12 protein-coding genes are annotated in these 12,952 nt (G+C 66.2%); 8 read left to right on the top strand and 4 right to left on the bottom strand.

All coding sequences use genetic code 11. From position 1 onward, the window contains the following. Window positions 1-4: 4 nt before the first annotated feature. A complete protein-coding gene (locus NDN01_RS22750) occupies window positions 5-1,693 on the top strand; it encodes a GMC family oxidoreductase (RefSeq protein WP_336298320.1) in 1,689 nt (562 codons plus the stop codon). A 317-nt stretch (window positions 1,694-2,010) separates the two neighbouring features. On the opposite strand, the gene NDN01_RS22745 is transcribed toward NDN01_RS22750, so the two are convergent. Further along, window positions 2,011-3,126, bottom strand: a complete 1,116-nt coding sequence (locus tag NDN01_RS22745) for a serine hydrolase domain-containing protein (RefSeq protein ID WP_272624358.1) — start codon at window positions 3,124-3,126, stop codon at window positions 2,011-2,013. A gap of 25 nt (window positions 3,127-3,151) precedes the next feature. On the opposite strand from NDN01_RS22745, the gene NDN01_RS22740 reads away from it, so the two are divergent. Next, on the top strand, window positions 3,152-3,490 hold the full coding sequence (locus tag NDN01_RS22740; protein ID WP_272624356.1) for a hypothetical protein: 339 nt from the start codon (window positions 3,152-3,154) through the stop codon (window positions 3,488-3,490). A 62-nt stretch (window positions 3,491-3,552) separates the two neighbouring features. On the opposite strand, the gene mnmA is transcribed toward NDN01_RS22740, so the two are convergent. Further along, on the bottom strand, window positions 3,553-4,659 hold the full coding sequence (gene mnmA / locus NDN01_RS22735) for a tRNA 2-thiouridine(34) synthase MnmA (protein ID WP_272628365.1): 1,107 nt from the start codon (window positions 4,657-4,659) through the stop codon (window positions 3,553-3,555). 139 nt (window positions 4,660-4,798) lie between these two features. On the opposite strand from mnmA, the gene NDN01_RS22730 reads away from it, so the two are divergent. The 3 genes from NDN01_RS22730 (at window position 4,799) to NDN01_RS22720 (ending at window position 5,847) form a co-directional block, all read left to right on the top strand. Further along, window positions 4,799-5,053, top strand: a complete 255-nt coding sequence (locus NDN01_RS22730) for a hypothetical protein (RefSeq protein WP_272624354.1) — start codon at window positions 4,799-4,801, stop codon at window positions 5,051-5,053. 75 nt (window positions 5,054-5,128) lie between these two features. Further along, window positions 5,129-5,428, top strand: a complete 300-nt coding sequence (gene sciP, locus NDN01_RS22725; protein WP_272624352.1) for a CtrA inhibitor SciP — start codon at window positions 5,129-5,131, stop codon at window positions 5,426-5,428. A gap of 164 nt (window positions 5,429-5,592) precedes the next feature. Next, window positions 5,593-5,847 (top strand): GlsB/YeaQ/YmgE family stress response membrane protein, encoded by a 255-nt coding sequence (locus NDN01_RS22720; RefSeq protein ID WP_272624350.1) that lies wholly within the window; start codon window positions 5,593-5,595, stop codon window positions 5,845-5,847. Between the two features lie 57 nt (window positions 5,848-5,904). Here NDN01_RS22720 and NDN01_RS22715 read toward each other — a convergent pair whose 3' ends face one another. Further along, the gene (locus NDN01_RS22715) at window positions 5,905-6,621 is read right to left on the bottom strand and encodes an SIMPL domain-containing protein (RefSeq protein WP_272624348.1); all 717 of its coding nucleotides are present in this window, start codon (window positions 6,619-6,621) and stop codon (window positions 5,905-5,907) included. A 90-nt stretch (window positions 6,622-6,711) separates the two neighbouring features. Then, window positions 6,712-6,978, bottom strand: a complete 267-nt coding sequence (locus NDN01_RS22710) for a GlsB/YeaQ/YmgE family stress response membrane protein (protein WP_272624347.1) — start codon at window positions 6,976-6,978, stop codon at window positions 6,712-6,714. A 237-nt stretch (window positions 6,979-7,215) separates the two neighbouring features. On the opposite strand from NDN01_RS22710, the gene NDN01_RS22705 reads away from it, so the two are divergent. From NDN01_RS22705 to NDN01_RS22695, 3 genes are all read left to right on the top strand, one after another. Then, window positions 7,216-8,421: an efflux RND transporter periplasmic adaptor subunit gene (locus tag NDN01_RS22705; RefSeq protein ID WP_272628364.1), complete on the top strand. Its 1,206-nt coding sequence runs from the start codon at window positions 7,216-7,218 to the stop codon at window positions 8,419-8,421. A gap of 5 nt (window positions 8,422-8,426) precedes the next feature. Further along, window positions 8,427-11,594, top strand: coding sequence for an efflux RND transporter permease subunit (locus tag NDN01_RS22700; RefSeq protein ID WP_272624345.1), 3,168 nt, complete (start codon window positions 8,427-8,429; stop codon window positions 11,592-11,594). 90 nt (window positions 11,595-11,684) lie between these two features. Beyond that, entirely contained in the window at window positions 11,685-12,950 is a 1,266-nt protein-coding gene (locus NDN01_RS22695; RefSeq protein ID WP_443025161.1) for a DUF445 domain-containing protein, read from the top strand. Window positions 12,951-12,952 lie beyond the last annotated feature (2 nt).

Here is a 12,952-nt window from a genome sequence, read left to right as displayed (position 1 = left end):
GAGCATGAGCTTCGACGCGATCGTCATCGGATCGGGGATGAGCGGCGGCTGGGCCGCGAAGGAATTGACCGAGCGCGGGCTCAAGACGCTGGTCATCGAGCGCGGCCGGCATATCGAACATGGCAGCGACTATACCGACTCGCTCTCGCCCTGGGAGATCGACAATTACGGCCAGGTCTCGGAGGCCGAGATCGAGGCGGACTATGAAGTGCAGAGCAAATGCTACGCCTTCTCCGCCGCCAACAAACATTTCTGGGCCAAGGACAGCGACCACCCCTATTCGACGCCGGAGGACAAGCCCTTCTACTGGATTCGCGGCTACCATCTCGGCGGCCGCTCGCTGATGTGGGCGCGGCAATCCTATCGGCTGAGCGAGATGGATTTCGAATCCAACGCGAAGGATGGCTACGGCACTGACTGGCCGATCCGTTATGCCGACATGGCACCGTGGTACGATCATGTGGAGACCTTCGCAGGCATCTCGGGCTCGGCCGAGGGTCTCCCGCAATTGCCCGACGGCAAATATCTTCCCCCCATGGCGCTGACTCCGGTCGAGGCGGAATTCGGCCGCAAGATACAGGCTGCCTTCCCGACCCGCCGGCTGATCACCGGCCGCTGCGCGCATCTGACCGCGCCGACCCCGGAGCATGAGGCGCTGGGCCGCGGCCCGTGCCAGTACCGGTCGCTGTGCGAGCGCGGCTGCTCCTATGGCGCCTATTTCTCCAGCCTCAGCGCGACGCTGCCCGCCGCGAAGAACACCGGCAACCTCACCATCGTCACCGATGCCATTGCCCACAGCATCATCCATGACCCGAAGACCGGCAAGGCATCGGGCGTGCGAGTGATCGACCAGAATACGAAGGCCGGCACCGTCCATGAAGCAAAGCTGATATTCCTCTGCGCCTCGACCATCGGCACCGCGCAGATCCTGCTGACCTCGACCTCCGACACCTTTCCGACCGGCCTGGCCAACCGCTCCGACATGGTCGGGCGCAACCTGACCGATCATATCAGCGGCATGGGCGCGAGCGGGACCTATCCCGGCTTCGACGACATCTATCATCATGGCCGCCGCCCCAATGGCTTCTACGTGCCGCGCTACCGCAACGTGACGGAGCCCGGCGACGGATACACGCGCGGCTTCGGCTTCCAGGGCCGGGGGCTGCGGAGCAGCTGGCAGCGCGGCATCGGAGAACCCGGCACCGGCGCGGCGCTGAAGGCAAGGCTGCGTAAACCGGGGCCCTGGACGCTCAATCTGAACGGCTTCGGCGAAATGATGCCGCGTCCGGAGAACCGCGTGACCCTCCACCCGACACGCACCGACAAATGGGGCATCCCGATCCCGCATATCGACGTGGAACTCGGACCGCAGGACAGGAAGATGATCGACCAGGCCAGTGCCGATGCCCGGACGATGCTCGAAATGGCCGGCTGCACCGACATCGTCCAGTACAAGCATTATGGCGGCCTCGGCCTCGGCATCCACGAAATGGGCACCGCGCGCATGGGCAAGGACCCGAAGACCTCGGTGCTCAACGGCCACAACCAGGCGCATGACGTGCCGAACCTGTTCATCACCGACGGGTCGTGCATGGCCTCGTCGGGCTGCCAGAATCCGTCGCTCACCTATATGGCGATGTCGGCGCGCGGCGCGCATCATGCGGTCGAACTCCTGCGCGCCGGCAAGGCCTGACACCGATTCAAACCGCGACGCGACCGTGGCAGCGAGGAGCAGCCGGGCGCCAGCCGGCGCCCGACCGCTCTTTCTTATTGTCGAAATCTGTTGGAGGGTTTTTCGACGTCCTCAGCGGAAGAAGAATGCGCGTTCGCCCGCATTCGCCCCCCGTTTTCCGCTGTTATTCGATAACAGGGAAAACAGCGGTCAAGCACCTGTAAAACAGACAGGAATCCGGGCCCGAAATCCAACATAACAGCGGAAGAAAAAAGAAACCGCGATTTTCGCCCTTATGTCGCAGAATCGCGGCTACACGACGGGGAGGCGGGCTTCGCTCACTGCTTCGTTGCCGGCCGGTCGAACCCCGCAACGACATCGCCGAGCGTCTGCATCAGCGCCGCGTTGCGCGTGTCCGGCGTGTTGCCAAGCCGCACCACCACGATCCCTCGGCCCGGCCCGCTATCCGGGCTGGCGATCACCAGTTGGCCGAGATGACCGTCAGCCGCGACCGCGCTCGCCGGGCCCTTGCCGGGGAACAATGTCGCCTTGCCCTCGGCGCCGCCGGGCCGGTTGAGCCAGGTCTGCGCGCCATATTCGGCGTTGGTCGGCGACGGCGCCTTCATGAAGGCAAGCCAGGCCGGGTCGACCACCTGCCGACCATCCCCCGCCTTGCCGTCGAGCAGCAGACCGCCGATCCGGCCCCAGTCGTCGAGGCTCATATGCAGGATCGATCCGCCGATCTGAGTCCCCGCGCCGTCATATTCGAGCACCGCGCTGGTGATGCCGGCCGGCCTGAACAGCCGGGCCTGCGCGAACTCGGTATAGCGTGTCGCGCGCGTCTTCGGATCGCGGCTGTCGGTCAGCGTGCGCGCAACGATCTCGCCGAGGATGATCGTGGTCAGCGAGCTGTAGCGGAATGTGGTGCCGGGCTTCGTCTGGAGCGGATGGTCGATCGCCGCCGCCGCCATCGCGCCGGTATGGCTGACGAACAGCGTCTGGTTGGTATCCGACGTCTCGACCGGATCGCCCACCTCGACATGCTGGAGGCCGGACGACATCTGGAGCAGATGCCGCAGCGTGATCGCGGCACGAGGGTCGCCCGGCTTGTGCCATTCGGCGATCGGCGCCGGCGCATCGAGCTTCAGGCGGCCGTCGGTCACCAGCGCACCGACGAGCATGGCCGTCACTGTCTTCGCCATCGACCAGCTGATGAAGCGATTCCCGTCCGAATAGCCCGGCGCATAGGCCTTGAATGCCGGGCACCCGTCCGCCGTCACCAGCACGGCGCGGGTTTCGGGATGGCCGGAGAACAACAACCGGATCGGTGCCATCGACTTTGAGAGGTCGGTGCCCCGGCACGCGGTGATGCTGAAGGTCGACGCGAGCGGCGTCGCATCGGTGCTCGCCAGGAGGATGGGCACCATCGCGAGAAAGGCGGCCTTGCGTAGCATCGCAGCCACGATAGGGTACACGCCCATGAAGGCAAGGCGCATCGCGATCGGTCTGGGGGTGTTGCTGCTCGCGCTGCTCGCCGCCGCCTTGCTCTATGCCCGGTCGCTCACCCCGCAGCTCCAGCTCGGTACCGGCTATGCCGCCCGGGTCGCCTGCGCCTGCCGCTATATCGGCAACCGCGACCTGAAGAGCTGCCGCGCCGATTTCGAGCCGGGCATGGAGGCGATCCGCCTCTCGGACGATCCGGCGACCAAGACGGTGACCGCCTATGTCCCGCTGATCGCCAGCCGTTCGGCGACCTATGACCCGGTCCTCGGCTGCCAGCCCGAGCCGTTCAAAGGCACGCCGCTCAAGCTCCGCTAGCCCCTCTCCCAGCTGTAGAGGGCGGGCGGGTGAGGGCAACGGATTGCCGACGAGAACGACTTTCAGGCGGCGATCAGCGCCCGTTCGGTTTCCTCGATCCAGCCGCCGCCAAGCACCCGCTCACCCGCATACAGCACCGCCGCCTGCCCCGGCGCGACGCCATATTCCGGGGAATCGAACACCACCCGATCACCGATCAGCCGCGCCGGTACCGGCTTGGCCAGCGAGCGCACCTTGGCGGTCAGCGGCCCGTGATGATCGCCGCCGATCCAGTTGATGTCGGACAGCCGCGCGGCTTCCACCGCCAGCGCGCTCTTCGGCCCGACCACCAGCCGGCGGCTCTCCGGCTCGAGCCGAACGACATAGAGTGGCTCAGGCGTCCCGCCGATCTCAAGTCCGCGCCGCTGGCCGACAGTGAAATGGATCAGCCCGCGATGCCGCCCGAGCGTCCGCCCGCCCTCGTCGACGATCTCGCCGCTGGTGTCGGCCTCCGGCCGCAGCTTCTTGACCAGCGAGGCATAGTCGCCGTCGGGCACGAAGCAGATGTCCTGGCTGTCGGGCTTCGCCGCCACGCCCAGCCCGAGTTCGGCCGCGAGCTCGCGCACCCGGGTCTTGGGCAGCCCACCAAGCGGAAAGCGCAGATAATCGAGCTGGTCCTGAGTCGTCGCGAACAGGAAATAGCTCTGGTCGCGCGCGGGATCGACCGCGCGGTGCAGCTCGGCCCGAGCAGGCCCTTCGACCCGGCGGACATAATGGCCGGTCGCCAGGCAGTCTGCGCCGAGGTCGCGCGCGACCTGGAACAGGTCGGTGAATTTCGGGCCCATGTTGCAGCGGACGCAAGGGATCGGCGTGCGCCCGCGCAGATATTCGTCGGCGAACCCGTCGATCACCTGGTCGCGGAAGCTCGATTCATGGTCGAACACATAGTGCGCGATGCCAAGCCGGTCGCACACGGCGCGCGCGTCGCGGATGTCGCGGCCGGCGCAGCAGCTCCCCGCCCGGCCCACCGCCTCGCCGTGATCGTAGAGCTGGAGCGTCACGCCGATCGTCTCGGCGCCAGTGCGCGCGGCCAGCGCCGCGACCACCGAACTGTCGACGCCACCCGACATCGCGACGACGATGCGCCTGCCGCTCAGGTCCGGCCCAAGCTGGAAATCACCCTCGGTCATCATGGGCGCCAGATAGGCGCGCGGGGCCCGTGATGCAAAGCGCCACGCCTTTCCAAGCTCTTTAAACGAGCTTTACCGGAATTTCAGACCCTTTCCCTAGACAGGTGCCGATCGAGTCTCCGTCGCCGGAAAGGGCGCTATGGATCTGAGTTTTTCCCGGTTCGAGGCTGACGCCGGCGTCACCATCCTCCCGCCAGACCTGGCGGTGCTGATGGTGGGGATCGCCGCGCGCCAGGCCGCGAGCCCGACCGCGCTTCACCACGCCCATCTGGTGCCGGCGTTCAGCCATCGCAGCTGGTTCGCGCCGGAACATGGCGCGTTCAACCGGTCGGTCGCCGAAATGCTGGCGCGGGACCAGGAAGGAATGAACCCGCCGTTTACCGAGCCGCTTTAGCCGGCGTTCAAGTCCGCGCGCGTAATGACGTTGTTGAAGAAGAGAGGGGGCCCCCCGCCCCGATCGAGGTTGAGAATGATCGAGAACCAGAAGATTCGCCCCGCCAAAGTCATCGGCCCGTTGGGAGAACCGCTGACTCTTGACACGCTGCCCCCGCCCGAGACGACCCGCTGGGTCGTGCGCCGCAAGGCCGAGGTGGTGGCCGCCGTCAATGGCGGGCTGCTGTCGGTCGACGAGGTGTGCGACCGCTATGGCCTGACGGTCGAGGAATTCGCCGGCTGGCAGCGCGCGATCGACCGTTCGGGCATGCCCGGCCTCCGCGTCACCCGGATCCAGCATTATCGTTCGCTGTACGAACGCCAGCAGAAATACTGAACCCTTTCCTCAGCATCGCTGAAGTTGCGCGCCCTCGCGCCATTCCCGGGAATGGTTGCGGGGGCGTTGTCGTTCAGTCGAGCGAAACGCCTGCGGAACAAATCCGGCCGGTCATGAGTCTTTGAAGTCCGAACCCGGACAAGCCGGGAGCAACGGAGGGAAACATGGTCGGTCTTATTGTTTGGCTCGTAGTTGGTGGCGTCGTCGGCTGGCTCGCCAGCATGGTCATGCGCACTGACGGGCAGCAGGGCATCGTCCTGAACGTCGTCGTGGGCATCATCGGTTCAGTGATCGCATCCTTCCTCTTCGGAGGCGGGATCAATCAGGTCATCACCATCACGACCTTCGTCTATTCGCTGATCGGCGCGATCATCCTGTTGGCGATCGTCAACCTGATCCGCCGCGGTTCAGTCCGCTAAGCGCGGGACAGGCGCGGAAACGCGGGCCGCCCGGGCAACCGGGCGGCCCGTTTTCGTTTACTTCAGCAGGAAACGGACGGTGACCGACACCGTCACGTCAGTCTCGCCGGGCACGACCCGGGTCGAGGCATCCATGCCCGCCGCCCTGGCGAACATCACCGGTTGCGGCGTGCTGCCGTCATTCTGGCCGGCTTCGGAGATCGAGACGATCCGCGATACCGACAGGCCGGCGGCGCGGGCGTAGAGCTCGGCGCGGGCGCGGGCGATCTTCACCGCATCGGCGCGCGCTTCGTCCAGCGCCGCTTCGGGCTGGTCGATCGACAGGGTCGGCCCGTCGATCTGATTCGCGCCCTGCGCCACCAGGGCATCGAGGATCGCGCCTGCCTTGGCGATGTCGCGGAAACGAATCGCGACGCTGTTGCTCGCCTGATAGCCGGTGACGACCGGCGGCTGGCCGTCCGCATAGCGATATTGCGGGCTCAGCGAGACGTTCGCCGTCCGGTTGTCGCGAGGGGCCACGCCGGCGCGCTTCAGCGCGTCAAGGACGCCTGCCATGCGCTTGGCGTTCTCCGCCAGCGCCAGGGCGGCCGTCGCGCCCTGAGTCACCACGCCGGCGCGAATCGTCGCGATGTCGGGCACACGGCTCGTCTGACCCTGCGCGGTCACATCAAGGAGCGCGCCATCGGCCACGATGGTCGGGGTCACCTGCGCCGCGGCAGGCGACAGGGTGAGCGGCAGGGCGGCGAGCGCCACGGCGGTCGCAAGGAAACGCATCAATATTACTCCTGTATCGAACCGGGCCGGCTGGCCCGCGCACACCTCATGCGGATGCGCAGGCCAACCTAAGCTGAACGGCTCGACCGCTCAACGCACCCGGCGCGCCATCACCAGGCGATAGAGCGCCAGCAGGACGACGGCGCCCACGGTCGCCGCGGCATAGCTTTGCCAGCCGGCCTCGATATGAAGCCCGATCATCGGCGAGAGATAGCCGGCGAGCAGGGCGCCCGCGATACCGATCAGGATCGTGACGATGAATCCGCCCGGATCCTTGCCGGGCATGATCATCTTGCCGAGAACGCCGGCGACAAGGCCGATCAGAATCCAGCCCAAGAAGCTGTTGTGCAAAAGCATCGCTTCACTCCCCTAGATTACGGCCCGCTGGCGCGTGGCCGCGGGGAAGGTCGCCTTCATACCGGCGATATGCAACCGTTTCTTTACCACAACGATATGCTGCGCTTGCGAAAACGGCCCGAAACGGCCATGAGCGCAACCGTAAAAACGACCCCTTGAGGTCGGTGACTTATTTCTATAATACAGTCGGACGATAACGACGACGCCGACACGGGCGGGACGGGGAAAGTGACGCACATGAATTACGGCCAGCCGTCCTTCGGCACTGACGACCATCTCGCCCTGCCGGGCGCGGAGGGCCGTTCGAATCGCCGGTGGTGGATCATCGGCGCGGCGATCCTCGCTGTCCTCGTCATCGTCGGCGTTTATTTCGCGATGTCCGGCGACAAGGGGGCCGCCCAGCCTGCCGTCGCGGGGGGCAAGAACGAACAGCTCCCGACCGTGTCGGTCGCCATTCCAGGCCGGCAGTCCTCCGCGCGCATCATCTCGGCGACCGGCTCGCTCGCCGCCAAGCGCGAGATGCCGATCGGCGTTGCCGGCGAAGGCGGCATGGTCACGCGAGTCTTGGTCGAACCCGGCCAGTGGGTCAGCGCGGGCCAGGTGCTCGCGACCGTGGACCGTGCGGTGCAGACCCAGACCGGCGCCTCGCTGGCCGCCCAGGTCAACGTCGCGCGCTCCGACGCGGCGATCGCCCAGTCAGAGCTCGACCGCGCCCAGGCGCTGGTCAATCGCGGCTTCATCTCCAAGGCCGATCTCGAGCGCAAGGCGGCAACCCGCGACGCCGCGGTGGCACGCGTCCGCGTCGCTCAGGCGCAGCTGGCCGAGCAGAACGCCCGCACCGGCCGTCTCGACATCCGCGCGCCCGCCGCCGGCCTTGTGCTGACCCGCAGCGTCGAGCCCGGCATGGTGATCAGCTCGGGATCCGGCACGCTCTTCCGCATGGCAAAGGGCGGCGAGATGGAAATGCGCGCCCAACTCAGTGAAGCAGACCTCACCGGCCTGCCCACCGGCGTCACGGCACAGGTCACCCCGGTAGGCGGCGACCAGGCCTTCACCGGCACGGTCTGGCAGGTCTCTCCGGTGATCGACCCGCAGACCCGCCAGGGCATCGCGCGCATCGCCCTGAGCTATAATCCGGCGCTTCGTCCCGGCGGCTTCGCCTCGGCGACGATCCGTCGCGGCTCGAGCGACATGCCGCAATTGCCCAACTCGGCGATCCAGAGCGACACGCAGGGCAATTTCGTGTACGTGGTCGGTAACGACAACAAGGTCGTCCGTCGTCCGATCAAGCTCGGCGAAGTCTCCGACACCGGCGTCGCGATCACTGAAGGCCTGACCGGTACCGAGCAGGTCGTGCTCTCGGCCGGGGCATTCCTGAACGCCGGACAAAAGATCAAGCCGGTCCTCCAGAACAAGCCCGTCCTCCAGAAAACGCAAGGCTGAGCGCCATGAGCTTTCGCAACATCTCGGCATGGTCGATCCGGAACCCCGTTCCGTCGATCGTGCTGTTCTTCATGCTGACGGTCGCCGGCATCGTCAGCTTCTGGACGATGGAGGTGAACAACGACCCGGACATCGATTTCCCGGTCGTGATCGTTCAGATCAGCCAGCCCGGCGCGGCGCCGACCGAGCTGGAGAACCAGGTCACCCAGAAGGTCGAGGCCGCGGTCCGCAGCCTTCAGGGCATCGACGAGATCAACTCGACGGTTACCGAAGGCAGTTCGGTCACCGTGGTCCAGCTCAACATCGGCACGCCGATCGACCGCGCGGTTGAGGACGTGCGCAGCGCGGTGCAGCAGATCAGGTCCGACCTGCCGGACGGCATTCTCGAACCACAGGTCTCCCGCGCCAACACGTCGGGCAACGATCTTGCCAGCTATGCCGCCGTCAGCACCGACATGACGATCGAGCAGCTGAGCTGGTACATCGACAACAATGTGTCGAAGGAACTCCTGTCGGTTCCCGGCATGGCGACGGTCAGCCGCAACGGCGGCGTCACCCGCGAGATCCGCATCATCCTCGATCCGGCCAAGCTCCAGTCGCAGGGCCTGACCGCGAGCCAGGTCAACCTTCAGCTCCGCCAGGTGAACCTCAACGCCGCGGGCGGCCGCGCCGAGATCGCCGGGTCCGAACAATCGGTGCGCGTGCTCGGCAACGCCAAGAACGCCTATGAGCTCGGCCAGACCCAGATCGCCGTCGGCGGCGGCCGCACGGTCAAGCTGTCGGATATCGCGCAGGTCCGCGATCTCTATGCCGAGCAGCGCTCCGCCTCGGAAATGAACGGCCGCCAGGTGCTGAGCTTCGACTTCCAGCGCTCCAAGGGCGCGTCGGACGTCTCGGTCTATCACGGCGCCAAGGAGAAGCTGGCCGCGCTGGAGAAGCGCAATCCGAAGGTCCATTTCCAGCTGATCTTCAACCAGGTGAAATATGCCGAGCAGCAATATCACTCGGCGATGGAGGCGATGGTGGAAGGCGCGGTGCTCGCCGTGCTCGTCGTTTTCCTGTTCCTGCGCGACTGGCGCTCGACGATCATCTCGGCCCTCGCCATCCCGCTGTCGGCGATCCCGACCTTCTGGTTCATGGAACTGCTCGGCTTCAACCTGAACCAGATGACGCTGCTCGCGCTCAGCCTGGTGGCCGGCGTGCTGGTCGACGACGCCATCGTCGAGATCGAGAATATCGTCAGGCACATGCGGATGGGCAAGTCCGCCTACCAGGCGTCGATCGACGCAGCCGACGAGATCGGCCTCGCGGTGCTCGCCACGACCATGTCTATCGTCGCGGTGTTCCTGCCAGTCGGCCTGATGCCGGGCGTTTCGGGCCAGTTCTTCAAGAATTTCGGCCTGACCGTCGTGGTCTCGGTGCTGATGAGCCTTGCCGTCGCGCGCCTCGTGACGCCGATGATCGCCGCCTATTTCCTCAAGGCGCATGGCGAGGCCAAGCATGGCGAGGGACGCCTGATGGACATGTACATGTCCACGCTGAAATGGACCCTGAGCCATCGCTGGTCGGCGGTGGTCGGCGGCATCATTTCGTTCGCGCTTACCATCGTCCTGTTCACGACGCTGCCCGCCACCTTCCAGCCGGACCAGGATCAGGATTCGAGCACGGCCACGATCGAGATGGTGCCCGGCACCACGCTCGACGATACCAAGCTGGTGGTCCGCCGCGTGGCTGATTTCCTGGGCAAGCAGCCCGATGTCGAATCGGTCTATTCGCGCGCCTTTGTCGGCAATGGCCGGGTCACCGCCATCTTCAAGGAGAAGAAGGCGAAGAAGAGCATCGATTTCGAACGCTCGCTCGCCCCCGAACTGGCGAAGATCCCTGACGCCCGGGTCTCGTTCCGGTCGAACAATGGCTGGGGCGGCAGCGGCCGTGACCTGACCGTCACGCTCGGCGGCGACGATCCGGCGCTGCTGACCGCGACAGCGGTCAAGATCGTCGAGCAGATGGGCAAGCTGCCCTCGCTCGTCGCGCCGCGCATCACCGGCGACCTGAAACGGCCCGAGATCGTCATCTCGCCGCGGATGGACCTTGCCGCCAATCTCGGCGTGACGACCCAGGCCCTGTCCTCGGCGATCCGAATCGCGACGCTTGGCGACATCGACCAGAACAGCGCGAAATTCTCGCTGTCCGATCGCCAGATCCCGATCCGTGTCGCGCTCGACCAGAATGCGCGCCAGCGGCTGTCGACGATCCAGAACCTGCCGGTGCAGACCGCGTCCGGCGGCTCGGTCCCGCTCAGCCTCGTCGCCGAGATCGGCTTCGGCGCCGGCCCGACCAAGATCGACCGGGTCGCGCAGCAGCGCCAGATCACGATCGGCGCGGACCGCGGCAACGACAAGAACGGCAAGCAGATCGTCTCAAGCGAAGCGATGAAGCAGATTCACGCCCTGCCCGCGATGAAGAACCTGCCGGTCGGCATCAGCGAGCTGACGCTCGGCCAGGCCAAATGGCAGGGGGAGATGATCAACAACTTCATCGTCGCGGTGGTGGCGGGCATCTTCCTCGTCTTCGCCGTGCTGGTGCTGCTCTACCGCCGCCTGCTGCCGCCCTTCGTCAACATGCTGTCGCTGCTGGTCGCGCCCCTCGGCGGGCTGCTCGGCCTGCTGGTGACCGGCAATCCGGTGTCGATGCCGGTCTATATCGGCATCCTGATGCTGCTCGGCATCGTCGCCAAGAACTCGATCCTGCTGATCGATTTCGCGCTGGAGGAGATGCAGAAAGGCGTCGATACGGCGGTCGCCATCATCGATGCCGGGCACAAGCGCGCCCAGCCGATCGTCATGACGACGGTTGCCATGGTCGCCGGCATGGTGCCGACCGCCCTGTCGCTGAGCGGTGACGGATCGTGGCGCGCGCCGATGGGCATCGTCGTGATCGGCGGCCTGACCCTGTCGACCGTGCTGACGCTGCTGATCGTTCCGGCCAGCTTCAGCCTTGCCGTCGGCATCGAGAAGTGGATCGGACCGAAGCTCGGCCGTCGCCTCCTGACCTATCGTCCGGGCGACGATGGCCGGCCGGTGATCGACCATGACCCCACCCCGCAGATCGGGCGGAAGCCGGTGACGATCACCCAGCGGTCGGGTGACGATGAGCCCCAGCCTGCTGAATAAAGTCCTTGTCCGGCCCCGTGCGATAGCGGGGCCGGACATCAAATCGACTCAGCACTTGAACAATCCCGGGTTTCGGGGATTGTTTCGCCTATGAAGCTGCTCGCCCGCGCAACCGGCAACGGGGAAACCATCCCAACGGGCCTGCGCCGGATGCGCTGGATCGCGACGGGGTTGCTTGTCCTGATGGCGGCGACGTTCCTCGCCGCCCGGGCGTTCGACCATGTCCATCCTGCCATCGGCTTCGTCCGTGCCTTCGCCGAGGCGGCGATGGTCGGCGGCCTGGCCGACTGGTTCGCGGTCACCGCGCTGTTCCGCCATCCGCTCGGCCTGCCGATCCCGCACACCGCCATCATCCCGCGCAACAAGGATCGTATCGGCGAGACGCTGGCCGCCTTCCTCCGCGACAATTTCCTCGTGCCCGGCGTCGTCGCCCGGCGCATGCGCCAGCTCGATGTCGCCGGTGCCGCCGGGCGCTGGCTCGCAAGCCCGGCGGGAACCCAGGGCCGCTTGCGCAAAGGCGCCTCGCGTCTTGCCGCCAACATGCTCGAGGCGTTCGACCCGCAGCGGCTCGGCGGCATGGTCAAGACGACGATCGGCCAGCGTCTTCGCGCCCTCGATATATCGCCGTTGCTCGGCCAAGCCCTGACCGCCGCCATTGCTGAAAGGCGGCACGCCCCGCTGCTCGACGGCATCATCCGCTGGGCCGCCAAGGTGCTGTCAGCGAACGAGCATATGATTCGCGCGATGGTGCATGAACGCGCCGGATCAGTGATGCGCTGGACCGGGCTCGACGAGACGCTTGCCAACAAGATCATCGACGGCCTCGACAACCTCCTCCACGACATGGCCGAGGATTCGGACCATCCGCTTCGGGCAAAGGCCGAGGAGGGTCTCACGGCGCTCGCTTATGATCTGCAGCATGACGAGAAGATGCGCCTTCGGGTCGAGGCGCTGAAAGCCGAGATCATCGAGAACCCGGCGATGCAGCGCTGGCTCGACGGATTGTGGGAAAGCGCGCGCGCCGGCATGCTGCGGATCGCCCGCGATCCGGACGCGGCGCTGACCGGTCAGCTTGGCGAGGCGTTGCGCCAGCTCGGCGACACGCTGCAACATGACGAGATGCTGCGCGCGACGATCAACCGCTTCGTGCGCCGCACCGCCGTGGGCATGGCGGCCGACTATGGCGATGGCATCGTCCGCCTTGTCTCGGAAACCGTGCGCGGCTGGGATGCCCGCACGATCACCCGCCGGCTGGAGAATGCGGTCGGAAAGGATCTCCAATATATTCGGGTGAACGGCACGCTGGTCGGCGGCCTGGTCGGGCTGGTCATCCACGCCGTGGACGTGTCGCTATGAGC

Origin of the sequence: Sphingomonas sp. QA11 (assembly GCF_028473665.1) — a bacterium.
Taxonomy (GTDB): domain Bacteria; phylum Pseudomonadota; class Alphaproteobacteria; order Sphingomonadales; family Sphingomonadaceae; genus Sphingomonas; species Sphingomonas phytovorans.
Note: the sequence above shows the minus strand (reverse complement) of the source record. Positions and strands in the feature narration are given on the sequence as shown.